Source organism: Rathayibacter sp. AY1H2 (assembly GCF_002931985.1).
Lineage (GTDB): Bacteria > Actinomycetota > Actinomycetes > Actinomycetales > Microbacteriaceae > Rathayibacter.
On record NZ_PSUV01000006.1, the window covers coordinates 119,984 to 143,644 of the forward strand.

A 23,661-nucleotide genomic window follows, 5' to 3' on the forward strand; every position below is an offset into this window, starting at 1 on the left:
GCGGGCTACTGGCCGCCCTCGGCCTGCAGCGCCCGCGAGAGCGCCTCGGTCAGCTGCTCGTCCGCCGCCGCGAAGGCGGTGAGGTCGCCCGCCTTGAGGGCGTTCTCGCGAGCCGTGAGTGCGTCCCGCGCGTCGTTCAGCGCCTGCTGCAGCGCTGTCTGGTCGCCCGTGGCCGGCGTGGAGCCGGTACCGCCGGTCGTGCCGCCCGCGTCGCCTCCGGTGTCGCCGCCCGAGGTGCCGGTGCCGGCGTCCGGAGTCGTCGGCGTGCCGGTGTCGCCCGCGTCGGCTCCCGAGTCGCCGCCGAAGAGGCTGTCGAGGGCCGCGTCGAGGGTGTCCTCGAAGGCGATGTCGTCACCGAACGCGACCAGCACCTTCTGCAGGAGCGGGAAGCTCGTGTCTCCGTTGGAGCGCACGTAGATCGGCTGGACGTAGAGCAGGCCGCCGCCGACCGGCAGCGTGAGCAGGTTGCCCCTCGTGACGGTGGTGTCGCCGCGGGAGAGGATGTTCAGCTCGTTCGCGACCGTCGGGTCGGTGGTGAACGCGTTCTGCACCTGGCCGGGGCCGGGCACCGTGTCGTCCTTCGGCAGCTCGAGCAGGCGGAGTGTGCCGTAGCCGTCGGCCACGGAGCCCGCCGTCGAGCCGGCGTCGGAGTCGGCCACGAGGTAGCCGGTCAGCACGTTGCGGCTGGCCTGCGCGCCCTGGACGCTCGCCGGGATGTACGTCGAGTAGAGCGAGTACGACGGCACGTCCTGATCCGGCGTCTGCAGCGTCAGGTAGTACGGAGGCTGCAGGCTGGTGCCGGTCGCGGCGGCCGTGGTCGCGGCTCCGCTCGTCGGGTCGTTCGGCGTCGCCCAGGCGTCCTCGCGGGAGTAGAAGGAGCCCGCGTCGGTGACGTGGTAGGTGCCGAGGACCGCGCGCTGGACCTTGAAGAGGTCCTCCGGGTACCGGACGTGGCTGAGCAGCTCGCCCGACATGTCGCTCACGGGCTTCACCGTGGTCGGGAAGATCTTCTGCCAGGTCTGCAGGATCGGGTCCTCGGTGTCCCACGCGTAGAGCGTGACGCTGCCGTCGTACGCGTCGACGGTCGCCTTCACCGAGTTGCGGATGTAGTTGACGTCGTCGGTCGGGAACTGCTGCTGCGTGTTCGTGTCGGCGATCGCCTGCGAGAGGCTCTGCACCTCCGAGTACGGGTAGTCGGCCGAGGTGGTGTACCCGTCGACGACCCACTTCACGCGGCCGTCGACGACGGTCGGGTAGGCGTCGGAGTCGAGCTTGAGGTACGGCGCGACCTTCTGGACGCGCTGCACGGGATCGCGGTCGTAGAGGATCTGCGAGTCGTCGTTCACGCCGTCCGAGAGGAAGATCTGCTCGGACTGGAACTTGATCGCGTAGACGAGCTTCTTGAAGACGTTGTCGAGAGCGGGGCCGCCCTCGCCGTCGAAGGTCGTGTAGGTCTGCTGCGCGCCGTCGGTGCCCGAGGGGTAGTCGAGCTCGATGTCGCGCGAGTCGTTGCCGCCCACGATCGAGTACGGCGGGGAGTTCTCGCCGAAGTAGATCCGCGGCTCGTAGTCGCCGAGGTCGCCCGTCGTCGGGACACCGGACTCGATGAACACCGGCTCTCCGTCGGCCGAGCGCTGGTTGCCGTACGCGGCGACCAGGCCGTAGCCGTGTGTGTAGACCAGCGTCTGGTTGTACCAGGTCTGGTTGGTGCCGAGGCCGTTGAGGTTCAGCTCGCGGACGCCGACCACGGCGTCCTGCGTCGATCCGTCGATGGAGTAGCGGTCGACGTCGAGCGCGTTCTGCGTGTCGCCGAACTTGTAGTACTGGCGGAACTGCTGCAGCTGCGAGAACGCGTCGGTGACGACGGCGGGGTCGAGGATGCGGATGTTCGCGGTGGTCTCGGCGTCCGAGCGCAGGGCGCCCGGCTCCGCGTCGGTGGTCGCGTCGTAGGGGATGACGTCGACGTCGCTGACGCCGTAGGCCTGGCGCGTCATGTCGATGTTGTTCTGGATGAAGGGCTGCTCGAGCGTGCGCTCGTTGGGCTCGACCTGGAACTTCTGCACGATCCACGGGTAGAGGGAGCCGACGAGCAGGCTCGACACGATCAGCAGCGCGGTGCCGATGACCGGGAAGCGCCAGCGGCCGATGAAGGCGGTGACGACGAAGAGGATCGCGACCAGCGCCGCGATGCCGGCCAGGATCTGCAGGCCCGGGATCGTCGCGTTGACGGTGGAGTAGGTGGCGCCGGTGATGCGGGGCCCCTGCTGCGCGAGCGTCGCGTACTGGTCGAGCCAGAGGCTGACCGCCTGCACGGCGAGGTAGAGGGCGGCGATGACCGCCAGCTGGATGCGCGAGGCCTTCGAGATGCGGATCTCGCGGCCGTTCACCCGGATCGCTCCGTAGAGGTAGCCGGTGGCGAGGGTCGCGAACGCCGAGATCAGCAGGACCGCCGACGCGAAGCCGACGATGCTCTGGTAGAAGGGCAGCTCGAAGAGGTAGAACGACGTGTCGAGGCCGAACTGCGGATCCGTGGTGCCCGAGGGCGTGCGGTTCCAGAAGGTGAGGCTCGTCTGCCAGCGGGTGGCGGAGGAGACGCCGGCGAAGAGGCCGAGCACCGCGGGGATCCCGAAGGTGGCCAGGCGCCGCAGCGGCTCCACGACCTGCTGGTAGCGGTCGATCTGCGAGTTGAGCTTCGCGTAGACCGGCCGGAGGCGGTACGCCAGCATCAGGCTGATGAACACCGGCACCGCCATGGCGACGAAGCCGATGACGAAGAGACCGCCCGCCGCCGCCCACTGCGTCGTGAGCACGGAGAGGAAACCGAGCTGGTCGTACCAGAGGATGTCGGTGTACAGACCGGCGAAGACGAAGAACGCCACCACCAGGACGGCCACCACCACGACAGTGACGGCGAGGACGCTCCGTCTCTTCCGCGGCGGGGTTTCGGTTGCTGTGGAACTCACGTGAGGGCCTCTTGCTGTCGAGATGTGAGGGGAGGCCACCCATGCTATGCGACGGCTGTCCGGCTCACCTGGGCGTCGACCCGGGGTCGGCGGGCGGGATCAGTCGAGGGGAGCGGCGGTGCTGCAGTCCGGCAGCCCGGAGGTGTCGCCCGCGGCGATGCCCTTCAGTGCGGCGAGGGCGTCGTCGAGGGTCGAGACCGCGAGCACGTCGAGCCCGTCGGGGACGTGGCCGACGACCTCGTTGCAGTTGGTCGCGGGGGCGAGGAAGTACTCGGCTCCGGCGCCCTCCGCCCCGTAGAGCTTCTGGCGGATCCCGCCGATGGCGCCGACCTCGCCGGCCGCGTCGATCGTGCCGGTCCCGGCGACGCTCCGCCCGCCGTTGAGCTCGCCCTCGGTGAGCTTGTCGATGATCCCGAGGGCGAACATCATGCCCGCGCTCGGCCCGCCCACGTCGTCCAGCTGGATGTCGACCTCGAACGGGAAGTCGAAGGCCGCTCCGGGGAGGACGCCGATGACGGCGGCGCCGTTCGAGTCGCGCGGCGTGACCTCCACCTCCTGCCGGGCGCCCTCGCGCTCGATGCTGACCTGCACCGGGGAGCCGGTGCCCAGGGTCTGCAGGGTCGCGCGCAGGGCGGTCGCGTCGGCGACGGGGGTGCCCGCGACCGCGAGGATCTCGTCCCCCGCCTCCAGGACGCCCTCGGCCGGGGAGCCCTCGGGCACCTGCACGACCGAGACGCGCTGCTCGACGGGGTAGCCGAGCTCGGTGAGCGCGGCGGCGATCGCCTCCTGCTGGGAGTCGGTCATCTCGGCCTGGTTGGCCTCGTCGCGCTCCTCGACCGTGGAGGAGGGAGGGAAGATCGCGTCGACCGGGACGACCGCCTTGGTCCTGTCGAACCAGGCGCTCGCGACCTCGACCCAGGTGGGCAGGCTCTGCGGGTTGCCGACGACCGACACGGTGAGCATGTCGAGCGTGCCGGCCGTGGGGTAGGTGGTGCGGTCCGGGATCGAGATGAGGGGCACGTCCTTGCTGCTGCCCAGGGTGTCGAACACGGGGCCGGGCTGCTCGATCACGTAGGGGGCGGGCGCGACGCCCAGACCGACCACGACGGCGACACCCGAGAGGAGGACGACCGGTCCGACCCACGGGCGGCGCGGGGAGGAGGAGGGGCGCGGGTCGTCGGAGAACAGCGACACGGGGGCCTTTCTGGCAACGGGTGGAGCGGCTCCGCCGGGATGTTCGCGGCGGGCGGAAGCGGGCTGGGCCCGAGCGGTGCTCTGCACGCCGAGGCCCCGGGCGCTCGGGCTAACGTAGCTTGCACGACTGGGAGTCGCGCCGGAACCGGCGCCCTGTGCAGGGCCGCGGAGGCGGTGCGGCGACCGGATTCAGGTGAGCGACGGAGGGCTGATCCCGATGGCCGATGGCGACAGTGCGGACCGAGCGGGCGGCGGCTCCGAGGACGAGTTCCGGGAGATGCTGCGGCAGTTCCTCTCGGGGAACGGCCCGGTCGACCCCTCGCAGCTCGCCGGAGCGGCAGGCCTGCCGAACGACCCGGTGGCCCTGCAGAACCTGCTCTCGCAGCTGCAGAGCGCGATGCAGCAGAACGGCGACGGCAGCGTCAACTGGACGCTCTCGCTCGAGCAGGCGAAGCAGCTCGCGCGCGCCGAGTCCGCGCCGGTGTCCGACTCCGTGCGGGCTCCGATCGACGCGGCCTTCGGCGTCGCCGCGCTCTGGCTCGACGAGGTCGCGTACGTCTCCGAGCTGAGCCGCACGCCGCGCTCGATCAGCCGCCTCGAGTGGATCTCCCTGACGATGCCGGTCTGGACCCAGCTCGCCGAGCCGGTGGCGCTGAGCATCTCGGACGCGCTGACCCGCGTGCTCCGCGAGCAGGCCCCGGAGGAGATGCAGGCGATGATCGCCGGTGCCGAGGGCATGATGCGCGGGATCGGCGGCACCCTGTTCGCCCTGCAGCTGGGCCAGGTCGTCGGGCAGCTCGCCGCCGAGGTCGTCTCGGGCGGCGACATCGGCATCCCGCTGCTGGAGGAGAACGACGCGGCGATCCTGCCGCAGAACGTCGCCGCGTTCGGCGAGGGCCTCGACATCCCGCTGGACCAGGTGCAGCTGTACCTGGCGGTCCGCGAGCTCGCGCACGCCCGCCTCTTCCGGCACGGCAAGTGGCTCCGTCTCGCTCTCATCTCGCAGATCACCGACTTCGCGCGCGGGATCAGCATCGACACCACCCGCCTCGAGGAGCTGGCCGAGGGCTTCGACCCGTCGAACCCCGAGGAGCTCCGCGACGCGATGACCTCCGGCGCGCTCATCCCGCCGAAGACGGAGGAGCAGCTCGCCGCGCACGGCCGCCTCGAGACCGTCCTCGCCCTCATCGAGGGGTGGGTCGACGTCGTCACCGCGGCGGCGACCACTCGCCTGCCCAGCGCCGGGGCGATCGCCGAGACGGTCCGCCGCCGCCGCGCCTCCGGCGGGCCGGCCGAATCCGCCTTCGCGACCCTCGTCGGCCTGGAGCTGCGCCCGCGCCGCCTCCGCGAGGCCGCCGCGATGTGGCAGGCCGTGACCGACGCCGTCGGGCCCGAGGCCCGCGACTCCCTCTGGTCGCACCCCGACCTGCTCCCCGGCTCGGAGGACCTGGACGACCCGAGCGCGCTCGTCGCCCGGCTCACGGCCGAGGCCCGCGGCGAGACCCCAGAGCCCGACGAGATGGACCGCGCGCTGGAGGACCTGCTGAACGGCACGATGCCGCGCGAGGGCGACGGCGCCTCCGGAGACGCTCCGGACACGACCGACGACGCCGGCTCGCCGGACGACGACGACCGCGGCTCCTCCCCCACGGGCGACCGCCCCGTCTGACCCCCCCCCGTCCGGCGCCCGCCTGTGGACAACTCGCGCGGCGCCGGGCCGGTCTCGGCCATGATCGCCGGATGGTGCTCCGGCTCGATCCCCGACTCCCCCTGCTCTGGCGCTCCGCGACCGCGGTGCAGCTCGGCCTCGACCGGCCGCACGCGGTGCTGGACGGCATCGGCTACCCGGAGGAGCTGCTGCTCGACGCCCTCCGCGTGGGCACCAGCGCCGGCACCGTCCGCCTGATCGCGGCGCGCGCCGGAGCGAGCGAGGCGCGGGTCGACGAGGTGCTCGAGGCGCTCCGGCCGGTCCTGCTGCGCCGCGTCGAGCCCGGCCCTCCCCCGGCACCGCGGGTCGTCGTCGAGGGGACGGGCGCGGCACCGGACGCACTGCGCACGCTGCTCCGGAGCGAGGGCTGCTCGCTGCTCGCCGACGACGGGACGCCGGACCTCGCCGTGCTGATCGCCGACTTCGCGGTCGCCCCCGCCCGCGCCGCGCACTGGCTCGCGGCCGATGTGCCGCACCTGGCGGTGGTGTTCGGCGACGAATCGGTGCGCCTCGGACCCCTGGTGGAGCCCGGGTCCGGACCGTGCCTGCACTGCGCCGAGCGGGACCGGATGGACCTCGACCCGGATCGCGCGCGCCTCGTGATCCAGGTGCTCGGCCGCTCAGCCCCCACCCGCACGCCGCTCGCGAGCGCGGCGATCGCCGTGGCGGCCGCCGACGCCGTGCTGCGGCGGCTCCTCGCGGGCTGGCGAGGGCTCCGCGCGGCCGAGCGGGTCTACAGCGACGCCTCCGGAGCGTTCACCGTGCGGGAGCGGGAGCCGCACCCCGAGTGCGCGTGCCGAGCTCTTCGAGGAAGCGCGACGGCTCCCTCCGCGTGACGCGGCCGACCGTCGAGCGCGCCCACGAGAGGCGCAGGCGCCGGCGGGCCCGGGTGATGCCGACGTAGAGGAGGCGCCGCTCCTCGTCGATCGCCTCGAGGCCGGCGGCGTACGAGATCGGCAGCAGGCCCTCGGCGAGCCCCATCAGGTGCACCGACTCCCACTCGAGGCCCTTCGCCGAGTGCAGCGTGGCGAGGGTGACCGCGCCGCGGTCCGGCTCGTGGTGCACCTGCTGGCGTGCGATCAGGTCGTCGGTGAACTGGCGGAAGGTCCATCCGGCAGGGGCCTCGTCGACGAGGCGGGCCAGCGTGTCCAGCGACTCCCACCGGTCGCGCACCGCACCGGGCGCCGACGGGGGCTCGGCGCTCCAGCCGAGCGAGCGGAGGACGTCGCTCACCGACTTGAACAGCGGCTCGCCGCTGATCGACACGGACGCCGCGCGCAGCTGCATCACGGCCTGCTTCACCTCGGGGAGGTCGAAGAAGCGCTTGCCGCCGCGCATGTGCGCGCTCACTCCCCGCTCGTGCAGGGCGTGCTCGATGACCGCCGACTGGCTGTTGGTGCGGAAGAGGACCGCGATGTCGGAGGGGCGCACCCCTGCCTCGATGTCGGCCGCGACCCGCGCCGCGATCCCGCGCGCCTCCGCGATGTCGTCCGGGTAGGCGTCGATCGCGGGCTCCGGCGCCTCGGCGGCGGCGACGGCGTGGAGCGAGAGGGCGCCGGGCCTGCCCCGCATGAGGCGGTTCGCGGTCTGCACGATCGGCACGGCCGAGCGGTAGTTCTCCTCCAGGCGCACCACGGTGGCGGCCGGCCAGCGGGACGGGAAGTCGAGGAGGTAGTCGGCCCGCGCACCCGCGAAGGAGTAGATGGTCTGGCTGGCGTCGCCGACGACGCAGAGGTCGCTCCGGTCGCCGAGCCAGAGCTCCAGGAGCCGCTGCTGCAGCGGCGAGACGTCCTGGTACTCGTCGACGACGAAGAAGCGGTACTGCTCGCGCACCTGCATCGCCATCGCGGGCTCGGACTCGAGCATCCCGGCGGTCACGAGCAGGACGTCCTCGAAGTCGATCTGGCGGCGCTGGTCCTTCAGCCCCTCGTACTCGTCCACGAGCGCGACCGTCTGCTCCAGGGTGAGCCGTCCGGGCAGGGGGCGCGTGCGGGCGGCGACGGCGTACTGCTCGAGCGAGAGGGCGGACACCTTCCGCCACTCGATCTCGGCCGAGAGGTCGCGGAGCGTCGCCGTGTCGAGCTTCAGGCGGAGCCGCTCGGCCGCGTGCCCGAGCAGGCGCGCCTTGCCGTCGAGCAGCTGGGGCATCGTGCCCCCCACCAGCTGCGGCCAGAAGTAGCCGAGCTGCGAGAGAGCCGCTGCGTGGAACGTGCGGGCCTGGACGCCGCCGGCGCCGAGCACCCGCAGGCGCGAGCGCAGCTCGGCCGCGGCGCGGCTGGTGAAGGTCAGGGCCATGACGCGACCGGGCGTGTAGACGCCGGTCGCCACTCCGTGCGCGATGCGGTGCGTGATCGTCCGGGTCTTGCCCGTGCCCGCTCCCGCGAGGACGCAGACCGGCCCCAGCAGCGCCTCCGCCGCCTCGCGCTGCCCCTCGTCGAGTCCGTCGAGCAGGGTCACGCGATCGGGCCGTTCTCCAGCTCGCCTCCGTACCAGTCCTCGATCATCGCGCGGGCGATCGACGAGCGGCCGGGCAGCAGCACGGACTCGAGCGAGTCGTGCAGCTGCTGCCGGGTGAACCAGCGCAGCTCGACGATCTCCTCGCCGTCCGGGAGCAGATCCTCCGGGGACTGGTCCTCGGCGAGGCGGGCGGTGAAGCCGACCATGAGGGAGGCGGGGAAGGGCCAGGGCTGCGAGCCGAGGTACTGCGGGTCGACGACGCGCATGCCCGACTCCTCGCCGATCTCGCGGATCACGGCGGCCTCGAGCGACTCGCCCGGCTCGACGAAGCCGGCGAGCAGGGAGAAGCGGCCGGTGCCCCACATCGCGTTCGAGCCGAGGAGGAGGCGGTCGTCCGCGTCGAGGACGCAGACGATGATCGCCGGATCCGTGCGCGGGAAGACCTGGCTGCCGTCGGTGGGCGAGCGGCGGACCCAGCCGCCCTGCTCGACGACGGTCGGGTCGCCGTTGCGGGGCGAGTAGCCGTGCGAGGCGTGCCAGTTCGCGATGGCGAGAGCCTCGGTGAACAGGCCCGCGTCGCGGTCGCTCAGGCGCTCGGCGATCGGGCGCAGGCCGCTCCACCGCTCCTCGTCGGGCTCGAGCTCGGCGGCGGCCGCGTCGGTGAGGACGGTCGCGATGACGGGGGTTCCGACCGGCTCGCCGGGGGCCTCGGCGAGCGTGCGGCCGAGGTAGATCCGGAGGGTGCCGGCGGTCACGTCCTCGGGGCGGCGCAGGAGGAGGCGGTCGGCCTCGACCAGGGTCCGGTCGTGGTGCAGGACGAGCACGCGGGTGGCGGGATCGGCGAGCAGCTCGTCGAAGAGCGCGGGCCGCGAGCGTCCGACGCCGTCGCGGTCGGCCGCCTGTCGCGAGAGCGGGAGGCGATCGGCGAAGGGCAGTGACATCCGGGGCTCATTTCGTGACGGGGGCCGCGAGGACCGCTGTCGCGGGCCTTCGACGGCATCGGCGGGACAGCGCGTGGCGGCGGGCCGGCCGGGCACGAGCCGCCTACCCTGGAAACCATGGCCAGATCCCATCTCACTCTAGCCGCGCTGGCCACCTCGGCCGTCGAGGGCCTCGACGTCCGCTCCGCGCGCCCCTTCACGTCCTCGACGCACGGCGACTTCGACTCCGCCCTGCTGACGACGCGCGAGGGCGCCCGCCTCGTCGTGCGCGTGCCCACGTCCGCGCTCGCGGAGCAGGAGCAGCTCGGCGACCTCGTCGCGCTCCGGGCGCTGACCGCCGGCATCCGCAGCCGCCTGCCCTTCGATCTGCAGGAGAGCGTCGGGCAGACGCCGTTCGACGGCACCCGCGCGGTCGTCTACGAGTACCTCGAGGGAGATCGCGTCCTCATCGACGACGTGGCCGCGCAGAGCGGGCTCGCGGACTCGATCGGCCGGGCCGTCGGGGCGATCCACTCGCTCCCGGTGTCGTTCGTCCAGGAGGCGGGCCTGCCGATCGCGACCGCGCGCGACAGCGTGAACGAGACGGTCGCGGTGATCGAGCGCGCGGCCGACACCGGCCACGTCCCGGCGGCGCTCGTCGCGCGCTGGGAGTCGGCCTCCTCCGACGAGGCGCTCTGGCAGTTCGACCCGACCGTGGTGAACGGCTCGATGACCGCCGACTCCTTCCTCCGCTCGGGCGACGTCGTCGCGGCCGTGCTCGGCTGGGCGGCGCTGCGGGTCGGCGACCCGGCGCGCGACCTGCACTGGCTGCTGAGCGCCCCGGGCTCCGAGACGGCGCTCTCCGCCTACTCCCGGATGCGCGCGGGAGCAGTGGACCGCACGATCCGCCAGCGCGCCCAGCTCTACGCCGAACTCGAACTCGCCCGCTGGCTGCTGCACGGCACCGAGACCGACGACTCCGCCATCGTGGACGACGCGGTCGCCATGCTCGACACGCTGGTCGACAGCGTGCTCGGCGACCTCTCCGCGCCCCTCTCGACCGACACCGGCCCGGTGCTGGAGGTCTCGGAGGTCGAGGAGCTGCTCAACCGCACGCCGGGAGCCCGCACGGGCTCTTCCGCTCACGGCCGCGGGCTCGCTCCCGTCGCCGAGGAGAGCGACTCCGCGAGCTCGCGCTCGGAGTAGAACCGCTCGGGCCGCAGCACGAGGTCGTCGGCGACGAAGTAGAACACGGCGTCGACGCTCTCGAGCGGCACCCCCCGCCAGCGCGAGTAGGCGAGCCGGTACAGCGCGAGCTGGAACTGCTTGAGCTCGAGGTCGGCGGGGTCCTTCGGCGCCCGCCCGGTCTTCCAGTCGACGATCTGCACGCCGTCCTCCGTCGGGTACACCGCGTCGAGCTTGCAGACGACGACGTGGCCTGCGAGCTGGAGGTGGATCTCGATCTCGACCGCCTCCGGGCGCCGGTCGGCCCACTCCGAGCGCTCGAAGGTGGCGATCAGGGCGTCGAGCCGCTCCTGCTCGACGCTCGCGGGGCCGGCGTCGTCGAGCTCGTCGGGGAAGGTGTCGACCGCCTCCGCCCCGCCCTGGACGCCGAAGCGGTTCTCGACCCAGGAGTGGAAGGTCGTGCCGAGCCGGGTCTGCCGGTAGGGGCGCTCCGGCATCGGCCGGCGCAGCTGCGCCGCGACCTCGTCCGGCGTGCTGACGATGTCCTTGAACCGGGAGGCGGGGATGCGGGTGGGCAGCGGCGTGCGCTCGCCCCCGGCCAGCCGCACCGCCCGCTCGGCGAGCAGCAGGCGGATGTCGTCGCCGCGCGCCCCGAGCAGAGCGGGCTCGGCGCTGCGGACCCGGGCGGCGGCGGCGCGGACCCGGTCACCGCGGGAGCCGAGCGGATCGTGGGGCCAGCGGAACGTGCGCGGGGCCCGCTCGAGCGGGTTCTCCTCGTTCGCGGGCTCGGTCGGCAGCGGCGGGATCGTGCCGGCCTCCTCGAGGTCGCGGAGGAAGACGCCCGGTCCGCGCGGCTTGGCCTGGCCGGCCCACCACGAGCCGCTGAGCAGGAGGTGGTGACGCGCCCGCGTGACGGCCACGTAGGCGAGACGCCGCTCCTCCGCCTCGTTGCGCTCGCGGAGGGTGTCGCCGAACGCTCCGATCGCGTCGACGACCTCCTTCTGCGTGCTGCAGCCGCGCCAGGCGAGGTCGGGGAGCTCGGCGGCGTCGCCGCGGAACGCGTAGGGCATCGCGCCCAGTCTGACCCACCCGCGGAAGCCCTCGACCGGCGTGCCGGGGAGCTCGCCGTCGACCATCCGCGGGACGGCGACGAGGTCCCACTCCAGACCCTTGGAGCCGTGGATCGTCAGCAGCTGCACCGTCCCCGGCTCCGGGTCCTCCGGTCGCGGGGCCAGGCCGTCGCGCTTGTCCGCGAGAACGAGCCAGCGGAGGAATCCGCGGAGGGAGGAGCCGGTGCCGGCGCCGCGGTCGTCCGTCTGCAGGTACCCGGCCACCGCCTCGCGGAAGGCCTCGAGGTTGGCGCGGCCGTCCCCGCGCGACTCGTTCGCCTCGACCTCGATGTCCAGGCCCAGCTCCTGCTCGACCAGGGTGACGAAGTCGAGGAGGTCGAGCCCGGCCCGGGCGCGCAGCCGGGCGAACAGGGTGCCCGCCTCGTGCAGGCGCCGCAGGCCCTCGGCGCTGAACCCGCCGAGCGCGGAGTGGTCGATCCGCCCGTCGTCGCCGGGGCGGCGCGCCGCGATGAAGTCGAGGGCCTCGACGATCGAGCCGCCCTCTCCCTCGGTGACGGAGGCGCGCATCCGCTCGCGCACATCCTCCGGGAGCAGCCGGTGCGCGTGGTCGCGCGCCGCGAGCCACGAGGCGAGGTCGCGCAGCGCCTTGAGGTCGCGGACGCCCAGACGCCAGCGGGCGCCGGCCAGGAGGCGGACGAGCTCGCTGCCGGCGGCCGGGTCCTCGACGACGGTGAGCGCGGCGACGAGGTCGGCGATCTCGGGCTGCCGCAGCAGGCCCCCGATGCCGAGGATGTGGTACCGGACGCCGTGCTTCGCCAGCGCGGCGGCGAAGCGGTCCATGTGCGCGCGCACCCGGAAGAGCACCGCGGCCGACGGCGGCTCGGCGCTCTGGCGCAGGCGCCCGGCGAACCAGGCGGCGACGTCGTCCGCCTCCTCCTCGATCGTCTCGGGGAAGGTGAGCTCGACCGGGTGCTCGGAGGCCTGAGGACCCGCGCTCAGCGTGTCGACCGCGACCGCGCTCCCCGCCGACAGCGGCTCCACGATCGCGTTCGCGGCGGTCAGCACGCGGCGGCCGTTGCGCCAGCTCGTGCTGAGGGAGAAGCGGCCCGCTCCCCCGAAATCGGTGCCGAAGCGGCCGAGCCCCTCGGCGCTCGCACCGCGCCAGCCGTAGATCGACTGGTGCGGGTCGCCCACGGCCATCACTCCCTGCCCGGCGAAGAGCCGCGAGAGGAGGCGGGTCTGCAGCACGGAGGTGTCCTGGTACTCGTCGAGGAGCACCACCCGGTACCTCGCGCGGTGCTCGTCCACGATCCGCGGCACCCGGTCGACGATCCGCAGCGCGAGGGCCACCTGGTCCGAGAACTCGACGAAGCCGCGCTCGGCCTTCGCCTCCTGGAACCGCTCGGCGAGCGCCGTCAGCACCGGCAGCGCGCCCACGGCCTGCAGCGCCTTCTCGAGCTCGCGGTAGAGCCCCGAGCCGCTGCCTCCGCGCGGCAGCTCGCCCAGGCGGAGGAAGTCCTCGGCGAACGCGGCGACCGCGGCCGGATCGGCGAGGTTGTCGGCGAGGTCGTGCGCGAGCGAGACGACGAGGTCGGTCAGCCGGTCGATCCCCGCCTCCACCTCGAGGATGCGCGGATCGGCCGTGTCGGCCACGACTCCCCGCGCGAGATGCCAGGCGGAGGCCTCGGAGAGCACGGTCGCGTCCCCCTCGCGGCCGATCAGGGCGGCGTTGTCGCGGAAGATCGTGTTCGCGAAGGCGTTGTAGGTCGAGACGGTGGCGGCCTCGAACGGGTCGGGCGCCGACTGCCCGGGCGCGAGCGGGAGCAGGCCCGCCGCGCCGAGCTGGTCGATCCTCCGCCCGATGCGCTCGCCGAGCTCGGCCGCCGCCTTGCGGGTGAAGGTGAGGCCGAGCACCTCCGACGGCGCCGCGTGGCCGTTCGCGAGGAGCCAGAGGACGCGGTTCGCCATCGTCTCGGTCTTGCCGCTGCCGGCACCGGCGACCACGAGGGCAGGCTCGAGCGGCGCCTCGATGACGGCGCGCTGCTCGGCGGTGGGCGGGCGCAGGTCGAGGCGCTCGGCGATGGTCAGGGCGTCGATCACGGCAGCTCCTCCTCGAGGACGGCGGAGGAGTCGGGGTCGGCGGGGCCGGAAGGATCGGCCGGCGCATCGGGACCCGGCTCCTCGGAGTCCTCCAGGTCCTCTGTCTCGTCGACCTCGTCGATCGCCAGGAGTCCGTCCCCCGGGACCTCGGGCACCGCGTGGATGCGATACCGCAGGGCGTCGCCGGGGGAGAACGGGGTCGCGTCGAGCAGGCCCGAGAAGCCCGCCGCCGCCATGCCCAGGGCCGCGGCGCGGACGCGATCGCGCAGCCGCTCCAGCTCCTCCTCGCCGAAGCGCTCCTGGACCACCTCGCGGTACGGCTTCCCGCGCACGCCCGTCGCCACGAAGAGCAGCTTCGCGCCTCCCCCGTCGGCCGGGTCGGCCGCCTCGATCGCCCCTTCGGCGACGGCGAGCTGATAGCTGCCCAGCTGCGCGTGCTCGGCGATGTCGTCCTTGCGGGGGGTGCTGCGGCCCGTCTTGAGATCGACGATCGTGACGGAGCCGTCGGGCGCGCGCTCGACGCGGTCGATCGAGCCCCGCACCCGGGCGGGCGGGACGTCGAGCTCGAACTGCTGCTCGCGGCCGAGCACCACGCCTCCCCCGCGCTCGAAGTCGGCGAGGTAGCCCGCGAGGCCGTCGATCAGCCGCCGTGTGACGCGCTTCTGCCGCTCCCCCAGCCAGGGCGACTCGAAGACCAGCTCGGGCCACCGCGACTCGAGAGCCGCCCACAGCTCCTGCGGATCGGGCCGCTCGGCGTTCTCGAGGACCCAGTGCACGAGGGTGCCGACCCCCATCGCCGTGCTCGTCGTGGAGCCGGAGACGGCGTCGACGAACCAGTCCAGAGGGGACCGCTCGAAGGCCTCGAGGCGGCTCGGCGAGACGGAGACGGGACGCTCGGGGTCGCCGACGTCGAAGAGCGGCTCCGTGGTCGAGGGCTCGAGCACCCCGGACCAGGAGGAGGGGTCGGCGCCGGGGACCTCCGCGAGCGCCAGGGCGCTGAGCCCTCGGATGGCGGCGGGAGCCTCGGTCGAGTCCGGTGTGGTGGCGGTCCGGCGCAGCGCCGCCACCGCCCCGCGCAGCGTGAGCGGCACCGCGGAGGCCGGATCGAGCCGCGGCGCGTCCGGCGGGGTGAGCCGGAAGAAGAGGGAGGGCGTCTCGTCCTCGCCCGCGACGGCGCTGAGCACCAGCTGCCGCCGGGCGCGCGAGGCGGCCAGGGCGAACATCCGGAGCTCGTCGTCGAGAGTGGCCTTGCGGGCGTCGAGCGGCAGTCCGCCCTCGCCGCGGGCGTGCCGCAGCAGGCCGTCCGGATCGAGCAGCGAGCCGCGCTGGCGGAGGTTGGGCCAGACGCCGTCCTGCAGCCGCGCCACCACCACGACGTCGAACTCCAGGCCGACGACCGAGGAGGGCGTGCCGATGAGGACCGCGTCCTCGACGGAGCGCGGAGCGAGAGTGTCCTCGGGGACCTCCGCCTCGAGGATCTCGGTGACGAAGCCGACCGCGGAGTGCCCGGTCGCCCGCTCCACGAACCGGCGCGCGGCGCTGAAGAGGGCGACCACGCCGTCGAGGTTGCGGTTGGCCTCGGCGGCGGTCAGGCCGGTGCCGAGGGCGAGCTCGCGCCAGGAGGACGCGACGCGGCTGGACTCCCACGCCGACCACAGGAGCTCCTCGATCGAGCCCCCCTCCTCGTGCAGGCGGCGGACCCGGTCGATCGTCACGGCCAGCCGCTCGGCCTGCCGGGCGGGAGCGGAGTCGATGGTCGCGAATCGGCCGGGCGCGGCGAGGGCCTCGACCAGCAGCGGGTCGCTCGCGCGGATGCCGCCGCCGGCCAGCTCCTCCGCCCGGAGCGCGAGCCGGAGCCTGCGCAGCCCCAGCCGGTCGACCCCGCCGAACGGGCCGAGCAGCAGCTCCGCCGCGAGCTCCGCGTCGAGGGGCCGCTCGCCGATCGCGACGCCGACCAGCACGAGCAGCGCCCGGGCCGCGTGATCGTCGCGCAGCGCCCGTCCGGCGAGCACGGAGCGGGTCGGCACCTCCGCCACCGCGAGCGCCTTCACCAGCGGCTGGACCGCGGCTCCGGAGCGGACGACGACCGCCATCCGCCGCCACGCCACTCCGTCGCGCAGCCGCCGCTCGCGCAGCAGCCGCGCCACCGTCGCCGCCTCGCGCGCCGCCGTCGGGGCGTGCAGCACCAGGACGGGTGCCGGGCCCGCCTCGGGGGCCGGAGCCGCGACCGCCGCCCGCTGCCGGCCGGCCGCCGCGGTGCCGATCCGCTCGGTGGCCGCCGACACGACCGCCCGCAGCGCGGCCGAGTGGCGGTGCACGCGCGCGAGCACCAGCGTCTCGACGTCGGACGCGCCGATGCTCGTGGCGAACCGGCCGAGCGTGTCGGAGGCCGCGCCGCGGTAGGCGCTGGTCGCCACGTCCGGGTCGCCCAGCGCGATCACGGTCACCCCGCGCTCCGTCAGCGCCCGCAGCAGCACGAGCGTCGACTCGCTCGCCTCCTGGAGGTCGTCGACGACGACGAGGCGCAGCGCGTCGATCCGCTCGCCGCCCTCGCCGGCGCGGATCGCCTCGGCCGCGTAGGCCGCGAACTCCGCCGCGTCCAGACGGGTGCCCGCCTGGGGCGCCATCCACTCGACCACCTCGCGCAGCTCGTCGAGCACGTCGGCCGCCGCGCTCCACTCCCCTCGCTCGGCGTCGACCCCGAGGGCGCGGATCGCGTCCGAGTCGAGCCCGTGCTCGGTCGCACGCATCCCGAACTCGCGGAGCTCGGTCCGGAAGGTCCGCAGCCGCAGCACCTCGGGGCTGAACTCCTCCGGCCACCGCGGGCCGGTCCCCTCCTCGAGGTGGCCCTCGACGAGCTCCGAGAGGAGGGCGTCCTGCTCGCCGCCGGTCAGGAGGGTCGGCCGCTCGAGGCCGCGCTCCTTAGCGGAGGAGGTGACCGCCTCGAACGCGAGCGAGGTCGCGGTCCGGGCGAGCGGGCCCCGGGTCGGCACTCCCAGCCGCAGGGCGAGCACGTCGCGCAGGGCGGTGGCGGCGGTGCGGCTGGCCGCGAGCACCACGACCGACTCGGGCGGGTACCCCCGCTCGAGGACGCGCTCGGCGACCAGCTCGACGACCGTCGTGGTCTTGCCCGTCCCCGGCGCCCCGAGCACGGCGGCGCTGCGGCCCTCGGGCAGCGCGAGCACCGCGCGCTGGGAGTCGTCCAGCACGACCGCGGGCTCGCCCGGGAGCGCCTCGCCGACGGAGGCTGCGGTGGAGGGAGCGGGGGTCGCGGGAGCGGTCACACGACCACGGTAGCCACCGGGTCCGACACTCCCGCCCGTCCCCGCCGGGAGCCCCGGCCGCCCGCTCCGCTCACCGCGAAACCGGCGCGGTCGTCCGAGCGCGGTCCCGTATCCTGACACCCTCGTCCCCTCCCGAAAGGCACTGCTGGTGGAAATCCGTATTGGAATGGTCAACACCCCGCGCGAGCTCAACTTCGAGTCGTCGATGTCCGTGACCGAGGTCGAGAAGACGGTGACCACCGCTCTCGAGGCCGGCACCGCCGTCCTCCGCCTCCGCGACGAGAAGGGCAAGATCTACATCGTCCCGACCGCCACCATCGCCTTCGTCGAGGTCGGCTCCGAGGAGTCGCGCCGCGTCGGCTTCGTCGCCTAGAGCGTCCCGGGCGGACACGTCGTGGAGCTCCTCTTCATCACCCTGTTCGGGGTCCTGATCGGTCTCGCCGCGCGCTACGGGCTGCCGCACCGGCACCTGCACGGCTCCGTGCTGGTCCCGGCGATCGGCGGCCTCGTCGCCGCAGTCGTCTGGGTCGCACTGACCTGGGCGGGCCTGCCGTGGGACGGCGGCCTGATCTGGGTCCTGTCCCTCGTCGCGACCGCCGTGGTCGTCGTCCCGGTCGGCCTCTCGCTCGGGCGCAGCCGCGCCCGCCGCGACGAGGCCTCCCTGCAGGCGATGCTCTCGGGACGCGTCGCCCCCTGATCCGAGCCGGAGGCGCGGGAGTCCTCGGACTTCCGCGCCTCCGTCGTTCCGGATTCCGGGGCAGTGCGACGCCGGGAACCGTCAGGCCGTGAGCCCCAGCGCGTCCATCCGGCGCGTGTGCGAGGCGATGAGCTCGGTGAACACCGGCTCGATCCGCGACTCGTCGGAGTCGTGGTTGCCCGAGCCCATCAGCGCGGAGCGCGCCACGAGGAGGGTGTCGCCCACCAGGCGGCGGCCCCAGACGGCCAGGCGCGAGCCCAGGCGCCCGTCCGCGGCGATCTCGCGGCGGAGGATCGCGATCACGCCGTCGACGCCCGTGTCCGCGCCGAGCGTCTGCGCGATGCGCGGCCCCACGTCGGTGGGCAGCCCGCCGGTGAGGCGGATGAAGAAGTCGTCGAGCAGGCCCGCCGTGATGTACGCCGAGAGCAGCGTCTCGTGGAGGTCCGCGCCGCGGGTGAGCCGCTCGAAGGTGTCGATCGCTGGGCGGAACGGCGCCATGGCCTCGCCGGGCTCCACGTCGCGGCGGCGCAGCTCGGCGACGACGGCGTGGTGCTTCGCGAGCGCCGTGCCGGCGGCGGAGGAGATGGCCTCCTTGTCCGCGAGGTCGTCGGTCTCGGCGACGGCGCGCGCCAGCACCTCGAACACCGCGAGCTGGAGGTAGGCGACCTGGCCGAGGTAGGGCAGCACCTCGGGGGTGAGGTCGGCGAGGTCGACGCGGTCGCGCTTCTGGCTCGACTCCCCGCGGGGCGTCAGGCGGGGCACCTCGAGCAGGGGACGTCGACGTCGGAACCAGGCAGCCATTTCCTCAGCATAGGGCGCCGGAGGAGCGGGGTTCCGGGGCCGGCGGGGCCGGGAGCAGTAGACTCGCCGGGATGTCACCGGCGCTGGATCGGTGACCCTGCGCCCGGAGTCGTACAGGGGCGTAGACCGTTCGACACGACAGGCGCTTCACTCCGTGACTTTCTCCGATCTGAACATCGACGACGACATCGTCGCCGCACTCGCCGCCAAGGGCATCCTCGAGCCGTTCCCCATCCAGGAGCAGACGATCCCCCTGGCCCTGCAGAAGCAGGACATCATCGGCCAGGCCAAGACCGGCACCGGCAAGACCTTCGGCTTCGGCCTCCCCCTCATCCAGGCCCTCGGCACCGACCCGGAGCCGGGCGTCAAGGCGCTCATCGTCGTCCCGACCCGCGAGCTCGCCGTGCAGGTCACCGAGGACATCGAGCTGGCCGCCTCCAACCGGCCGACCAAGATCGTCTCGATCTACGGCGGCAAGGCCTACGAGGGCCAGATCGAGCAGCTGAAGGCCGGCGCGCAGATCGTCGTCGGCACGCCCGGCCGGCTCCTCGACCTCGCCGGGCAGCGCCTGCTCTCGCTCGCCAACGTGCAGGTGATGGTCCTCGACGAGGCCGACAAGATGCTCGACCTGGGCTTCCTCTCGGACATCGAGAAGCTGTTCGCGCAGACGCCGCCCACCCGCCACACCATGCTCTTCTCGGCGACGATGCCGGGCGCGATCGTCGCGCTCGCGCGCCGCTTCATGAACAAGCCCATCCACATCCGCGCGACCGACCCCGACGAGGGCATCACGCAGGCGAACATCAAGCACATCGTCTACCGGGCGCACTCGCTCGACAAGGACGAGGTCATCGCGCGCATCCTGCAGTCCGAGGGCCGCGGCAAGACCGTCATCTTCACCCGCACGAAGCGCGCCGCCGCCCGCATCGTCGAGGAGCTCAACGACCGCGGCTTCAACGCGGCGGCTGTGCACGGAGACCTCAACCAGGAGCAGCGCGAGCGCGCGATGGCGGCGTTCAAGGCCGGCAAGAAGGACATCCTGATCGCCACCGACGTCGCCGCGCGCGGCATCGACGTGAACGACGTCACCCACGTGATCAACCACACGATCCCGGACGACGACCAGACCTACCTGCACCGCGTCGGCCGCACCGGGCGCGCGGGCAAGACCGGCATCGCGGTGACCTTCGTCGACTGGGAGGACCTGCACAAATGGGCCCTCATCAACCGGGCGCTGGAGTTCGGCCAGCCCGACCCGGTCGAGACCTACTCGTCGTCGCCGCACCTCTACACCGACCTCGACATCCCCGCGGGGACAAAGGGACGGCTGAAGCCGACCCCGATCCCCGCCGAGGCGAAGGCCGACGCGCGCCCGGACCGGGGCGAGCGCTCCGACCGCGGCGAGCGCTCCGAGCGGGGCGACCGGCCGCCGCGTCGCCGCACCCGCTCCGACTCCGCCGACTCGACCGCTCCGCAGCAGACCGGCCCCGCTCCCTCGAGCGAGAGCAAGGAGCACCACGACGGCAACAGCGAGCCGCGCCGCCGCACCCGGTCGCGCCGCCGCTCGCCGCGCCCCGACGCGCAGGCCTGAGCCTCCGCGCCCCGAGCCCGTCCCCCCGCGATCCGTCGCGGGAGGGCGGGCTCCCGGCGTCTCAGCGGCTCTCCCGCGACTCAGCGGTGTCCCCACGCGACTCAGCGGCTCTCCGCCCCTCAGCGGTCACGGTGATCCGGCGGCTCTCCGCCTGTCAGCGGCTCTCCGCGACTCAGCGGGCGGAGGAGCGGATCGCGTCGACGGTCGCGCGCGCGGTCGTGTTCTCGCCCAGGCGGTTGGGCTTGCCCGTGCCGTGGTAGTCGCTCGAGCCCGTGGTGACGAGCGAGTACTGCTCGGCGAGCTCGCGCAGGCGGCGCTTGCCGTCGGCCGTGTTCTCGCGGTGCTCGACCTCGAGGCCGAACAGGCCGGCGTCGACGAGCTGCGGGAGGATCGACTCGACCGCGATCCCGCGGGCGCTCGCGGCCGGGTGCGCGATGACCGGGACCCCGCCCGCCGCGCGGACCAGGCGCACGGCGTCGACCGGGTCGGGCGCGTAGTGCGGGCGGTAGTAGCCGCCGCGCCAGTCGAGGATCCCCGCGAAGGCCGCGGAGCGGTCGGTGGCCAGGCCGCGGGCGACGAGCGCGTCGGCGATGTGCGGACGCCCGATGGTCGTGCCCGGGCTGGTCTGGGCGAGGACGTCGTCCCAGGTGAGGTCGTAGTCGGCCGCGATCGCGGTGACGATCGCCTCCGCGCGGTGCGTGCGGGCCGAGCGGATGCGCGCGGTCTCGGCCACGAGCCCCGGATCCGCCGGATCGACGAGGTACGCGAGGACGTGGACGCTGGCCCAGCCGACGCGGGAGGAGAGCTCCATGCCGGGCAGCAGGTCGATGCCCGCCTCCTCGGCCGCGGCGAGCGCCTCGGCCCAGCCGCCGGTCGTGTCGTGGTCGGTGAGCGCCACTCCGGCGAGCCCGGCCGCGGCCGCGGCCCGCACCAGGACGGCCGGAGCCTCGGTGCCGTCGGAGACGACGGAGTGGGTGTGGAGGTCGTAACGGCCCCCGTCGACATGCATGCGCTCATCGTAGACGCGCCGCCTGCGAGCCCTCCGATGCCCTAGTAGCCTGGGCGGCGATGGGGACGAGACTGGTGAAGACCGCGGTGGCGGTGATCGTGGCGATCGCTCTACTGGTGGTCGCGGCGCCCGGCTTCTTCGGGATCGCCCGGGAGGCCCCCTTCGCCCAGCTGGTGCCGTTCCGGCTCGCGACGGGCGCGGCGGCCGTCGGGCTCGCCGCTGTCCTGGTCGTGATCGCGGTCCTCGTCGCTCCGGTCAGGCGCCTCGCGCTGGCCCTCGCGGCGCTCGGCGTCGTCTTCGCGCTCGTGCTCGCGGGAGTGCAGGGAGCGCGGGGCTACGACTCCGCCGCTCCGCGCGCCCACCGCCTCGCCGACGTGCGCCTCGCGACCTGGAACGTGCTGCACGACGGCGTGCCCGTTGACACGATCGCCTCGCTCGCCCGGGAGAGCGCGGTCGACGGCATCGCCCTCCTCGAGGTCTCGCAGGCGCACGCGCAGGACGTCGTGAACGCGCTCAGCGCCCAGGGGATGTCGATGACCCTCCACTACGCCGGGTCGGGCGCCGACGACGGGGCGGCCCTGCTGCTCTCCCCCTCGCTCGGCGGCTACAGCGTCGACACCGCCGCGGTCGTCACCGGATCGACACCGTCCCTCGTCGCACGCCCCGACACTCCCGAGCGCCCCGTCCTCGCCGCGGTGCACACCATGGCGCCGATCCCCTCGCGCCTCGCGGAGTGGCGGAGCGATCTGCTCTCGGTCTCCGCGCTCTGCTCCGCGGAGGAGGACGTCGTGGTCCTCGGCGATCTGAACTCCACGGTCGACCACTGGACCGGGCTGCCGGGCTCGGCCGCGCTGGGCGGCTGCCGCGACGCGGGGACCGTCGCGGGCGGCGCCGCCCTGGGCACCTGGCCGTCCTCGGTCCCGCCCGCGCTCGGCGCCCCGATCGACCACGTCCTCTTCTCCGGACGCTGGGAGGTCTCGGGCTACCAGGTCGTCGACGACCGCGACGACGCCGGGAGCGACCACCGGCCGCTGGTCGTCCAGCTCTCGGTCCGCGGGATGGTGAAGGACGCGTCCTGACGCTCCTCCCCGGCGCCGACTCCCCGTCCTCCTCCCCCGCCCGGCCCGTGCGGCCCCCGCGGCCGTGCGGAGGAGGACAATGGGAGTCATGACGAACACGGAGGAGCGGACCGCCGCTCAGACGCCCGACCCCGCCGCCGCCCCGCGCCCCCGCGCCACCGCGAACCGCTCGACGACCCCTGCCTCCGACCGCTTCCGCGACTTCATCGCGTCCGGCTGGGCCGAGCGGGAGGAGCCGCTGCCTGCTCCGCGCGAGCAGGCGTCCTTCGCCGCCTCCCGCCGCGAGCGCCTCTCCGCGCTGCACACCGGCGTGCGCATCGTCGTCCCGGCGGGCCGCCTCAAGCAGCGCGCGAACGACACCGACTACCCGTTCCGTGCGCACTCGGCCTTCACCTGGCTCACCGGCTGGGGCTCCGACTCCGAGCCCGGCGCGGTCCTCGTCCTCGAGCCCGCCGGGTCCGGCCACAGCGCGACGCTCTACTTCCGCGAGCGCGCGGGCCGCGACTCCGACGAGTTCTACGCCAACCCCGAGATCGGCGAGTTCTGGATCGGGCCGCGTCCGTCGCTCGCGCAGGTCGCGAGCGATCTCGGCCTCGCCACCCGCGGGATCGCCGAGCTCGACGCGGTCCTCGACGCGCACGACGGCGTCCCCCTCGCCGTGCTGCGCGAGGCCGACCCGGCGGTGACCGGCCGTCTCGACGCGGTCGAGGCCGACGAGCGGGCGGACCGCGACGCGGCGCTCGAGCGCGACATCGCCGAGCTCCGCCTGGTCAAGGACGCCTACGAGATCGCCGAGCTGCGCGCCGCCGTCGACGCGACGGGCCGCGGCTTCGAGGACGTCCTGTCCGACCTGCCGCGCATCATCGCCCACGAGAAGGGCGAGCGCCTGATCGAGGGCGTCTTCAACGGACGCGCGCGCGCCGACGGCAACGCGGTCGGCTACGACACCATCGCCGCGGCGGGCCCCCACGCCTGCATCCTGCACTGGACGCGCAACGACGGGCCGGTGCGCCCCGGCCAGCTGGTGCTGCTGGACGCCGGCGTCGAACAGGACAGCTACTACACCGCCGACATCACGCGCACCTTCCCGGTGGACGGCCGCTACACGGACGCCCAGCGCCAGGTTCACGAGACGGTGCGGGAGGCGGCCGACGCCGCGTTCGCGATCGTCCGACCCGGCATCCGCTTCCGCGAGGTTCACGCCGCGGCGATGGCCGTCATCGCGCGGCGCACCGCCGAGTGGGGCCTGCTGCCGGTCAGCGCCGAGGAGGCGCTCGAGGCCGACAACCAGCAGCACCGCCGCTACATGGTCCACGGCACCAGCCACCACCTCGGGCTCGACGTGCACGACTGCGCCCGGGCACGGCGCGAGATGTACCTCGACGGACTGGTCGAGGAGGGCATGGTCTTCACGATCGAGCCCGGCCTCTACTTCCAGCCCGACGACCTCACGGTCCCGGAGGAGCTGCGCGGCATCGGCGTCCGGATCGAGGACGACGTGCTCGTCACCGCCGACGGCGCCGAGAACCTCTCGGCCGGCATCCCGCGCTCGGCCGACGACATCGAGGCGTGGATGGCCCGACTGGCACGCTGAGCCCGGTCG

At 73.9% G+C, this 23,661-nt stretch carries 16 protein-coding genes; 8 read left to right on the top strand and 8 right to left on the bottom strand.

Annotated features, from left to right (window positions below; genetic code table 11):
• Positions 1 to 5 precede the first annotated feature (5 nt).
• Together C5C29_RS06740 and C5C29_RS06745 are read right to left on the bottom strand one after the other, a co-directional pair.
• Entirely contained in the window at positions 6 to 2,963 is a 2,958-nt protein-coding gene (locus tag C5C29_RS06740; protein ID WP_181027225.1) for a UPF0182 family protein, read from the bottom strand.
• 99 nt (positions 2,964 to 3,062) lie between these two features.
• On the bottom strand, positions 3,063 to 4,157 hold the full coding sequence (locus C5C29_RS06745; protein ID WP_104283838.1) for a PDZ domain-containing protein: 1,095 nt from the start codon (positions 4,155 to 4,157) through the stop codon (positions 3,063 to 3,065).
• A 217-nt stretch (positions 4,158 to 4,374) separates the two neighbouring features.
• On the opposite strand from C5C29_RS06745, the gene C5C29_RS06750 reads away from it, so the two are divergent.
• Together C5C29_RS06750 and C5C29_RS06755 are read left to right on the top strand one after the other, a co-directional pair.
• Positions 4,375 to 5,826 carry a zinc-dependent metalloprotease gene (locus C5C29_RS06750; RefSeq protein ID WP_104308163.1) on the top strand — a complete coding sequence of 484 codons (1,452 nt, stop codon included), beginning with the start codon at positions 4,375 to 4,377 and terminating at the stop codon, positions 5,824 to 5,826.
• 71 nt (positions 5,827 to 5,897) lie between these two features.
• On the top strand, positions 5,898 to 6,701 hold the full coding sequence (locus C5C29_RS06755) for a hypothetical protein (RefSeq protein ID WP_104308150.1): 804 nt from the start codon (positions 5,898 to 5,900) through the stop codon (positions 6,699 to 6,701).
• Here the strand turns inward: C5C29_RS06755 and C5C29_RS06760 are convergent.
• Positions 6,622 to 8,358 (bottom strand): ATP-dependent helicase, encoded by a 1,737-nt coding sequence (locus C5C29_RS06760; protein WP_374953597.1) that lies wholly within the window; start codon positions 8,356 to 8,358, stop codon positions 6,622 to 6,624. The two genes, C5C29_RS06755 and C5C29_RS06760, sit on opposite strands and share 80 nt — an antisense overlap.
• Entirely contained in the window at positions 8,319 to 9,263 is a 945-nt protein-coding gene (gene nudC / locus C5C29_RS06765) for an NAD(+) diphosphatase (protein WP_104233180.1), read from the bottom strand. Before nudC ends, C5C29_RS06760 begins: the two co-directional genes overlap by 40 nt.
• Positions 9,264 to 9,380: 117 nt before the next feature.
• On the opposite strand from nudC, the gene C5C29_RS06770 reads away from it, so the two are divergent.
• The gene (locus tag C5C29_RS06770; protein ID WP_104224838.1) at positions 9,381 to 10,448 is read left to right on the top strand and encodes a phosphotransferase; all 1,068 of its coding nucleotides are present in this window, start codon (positions 9,381 to 9,383) and stop codon (positions 10,446 to 10,448) included.
• Here C5C29_RS06770 and C5C29_RS06775 read toward each other — a convergent pair.
• Positions 10,385 to 13,597: an ATP-dependent DNA helicase gene (locus tag C5C29_RS06775; protein WP_104308151.1), complete on the bottom strand. Its 3,213-nt coding sequence runs from the start codon at positions 13,595 to 13,597 to the stop codon at positions 10,385 to 10,387. The genes C5C29_RS06770 and C5C29_RS06775 overlap by 64 nt on opposite strands.
• Entirely contained in the window at positions 13,594 to 16,881 is a 3,288-nt protein-coding gene (locus tag C5C29_RS06780) for an ATP-dependent DNA helicase (protein WP_104308152.1), read from the bottom strand. The genes C5C29_RS06775 and C5C29_RS06780 overlap by 4 nt, the downstream gene beginning before the upstream one ends.
• 148 nt (positions 16,882 to 17,029) lie before the next feature.
• On the opposite strand from C5C29_RS06780, the gene C5C29_RS06785 reads away from it, so the two are divergent.
• Both C5C29_RS06785 and C5C29_RS06790 read left to right on the top strand, forming a co-directional pair.
• On the top strand, positions 17,030 to 17,254 hold the full coding sequence (locus tag C5C29_RS06785) for a DUF3107 domain-containing protein (RefSeq protein WP_104224841.1): 225 nt from the start codon (positions 17,030 to 17,032) through the stop codon (positions 17,252 to 17,254).
• A 21-nt stretch (positions 17,255 to 17,275) separates the two neighbouring features.
• Positions 17,276 to 17,578 (top strand): hypothetical protein, encoded by a 303-nt coding sequence (locus tag C5C29_RS06790; RefSeq protein WP_104226942.1) that lies wholly within the window; start codon positions 17,276 to 17,278, stop codon positions 17,576 to 17,578.
• Positions 17,579 to 17,659: 81 nt separating this feature from the next.
• Here the strand turns inward: C5C29_RS06790 and C5C29_RS06795 are convergent, their stop codons facing one another.
• Positions 17,660 to 18,379 (bottom strand): ferritin-like fold-containing protein, encoded by a 720-nt coding sequence (locus C5C29_RS06795; protein ID WP_104261755.1) that lies wholly within the window; start codon positions 18,377 to 18,379, stop codon positions 17,660 to 17,662.
• 154 nt (positions 18,380 to 18,533) lie between these two features.
• Here C5C29_RS06795 and C5C29_RS06800 point away from each other — a divergent pair, with 154 nt between their 5' ends.
• Positions 18,534 to 19,970 carry a DEAD/DEAH box helicase gene (locus C5C29_RS06800; protein WP_104224844.1) on the top strand — a complete coding sequence of 479 codons (1,437 nt, stop codon included), beginning with the start codon at positions 18,534 to 18,536 and terminating at the stop codon, positions 19,968 to 19,970.
• A gap of 172 nt (positions 19,971 to 20,142) precedes the next feature.
• Here C5C29_RS06800 and C5C29_RS06805 read toward each other — a convergent pair whose 3' ends face one another.
• Positions 20,143 to 20,979, bottom strand: a complete 837-nt coding sequence (locus C5C29_RS06805; RefSeq protein ID WP_104224845.1) for a PHP domain-containing protein — start codon at positions 20,977 to 20,979, stop codon at positions 20,143 to 20,145.
• 59 nt (positions 20,980 to 21,038) lie between these two features.
• Here C5C29_RS06805 and C5C29_RS06810 point away from each other — a divergent pair, with 59 nt between their 5' ends.
• Both C5C29_RS06810 and C5C29_RS06815 read left to right on the top strand, forming a co-directional pair.
• Positions 21,039 to 22,058, top strand: coding sequence for an endonuclease/exonuclease/phosphatase family protein (locus C5C29_RS06810; RefSeq protein WP_104308153.1), 1,020 nt, complete (start codon positions 21,039 to 21,041; stop codon positions 22,056 to 22,058).
• An 88-nt stretch (positions 22,059 to 22,146) separates the two neighbouring features.
• A complete protein-coding gene (locus C5C29_RS06815) occupies positions 22,147 to 23,652 on the top strand; it encodes an aminopeptidase P family protein (RefSeq protein ID WP_258063451.1) in 1,506 nt (501 codons plus the stop codon).
• The last annotated feature ends 9 nt before the right edge of the window (positions 23,653 to 23,661 follow it).

Excerpts from the sequence above, each read along its gene's own strand:
- C5C29_RS06750 (WP_104308163.1), top strand. The coding sequence starts at position 4,375 with ATGGCCGATGGCGACAGTGCGGACCGAGCGGGCGGCGGCTCCGAGGAC.
- C5C29_RS06755 (WP_104308150.1), top strand. The coding sequence starts at position 5,898 with ATGGTGCTCCGGCTCGATCCCCGACTCCCCCTGCTCTGGCGCTCCGCG.
- nudC (WP_104233180.1), bottom strand. The coding sequence starts at position 9,263 with ATGTCACTGCCCTTCGCCGATCGCCTCCCGCTCTCGCGACAGGCGGCC.
- C5C29_RS06770 (WP_104224838.1), top strand. The coding sequence starts at position 9,381 with ATGGCCAGATCCCATCTCACTCTAGCCGCGCTGGCCACCTCGGCCGTC.
- C5C29_RS06795 (WP_104261755.1), bottom strand. The coding sequence starts at position 18,379 with ATGGCTGCCTGGTTCCGACGTCGACGTCCCCTGCTCGAGGTGCCCCGC.
- C5C29_RS06805 (WP_104224845.1), bottom strand. The coding sequence starts at position 20,979 with ATGCATGTCGACGGGGGCCGTTACGACCTCCACACCCACTCCGTCGTC.
- C5C29_RS06810 (WP_104308153.1), top strand. The coding sequence starts at position 21,039 with ATGGGGACGAGACTGGTGAAGACCGCGGTGGCGGTGATCGTGGCGATC.
- C5C29_RS06815 (WP_258063451.1), top strand. The coding sequence starts at position 22,147 with ATGACGAACACGGAGGAGCGGACCGCCGCTCAGACGCCCGACCCCGCC.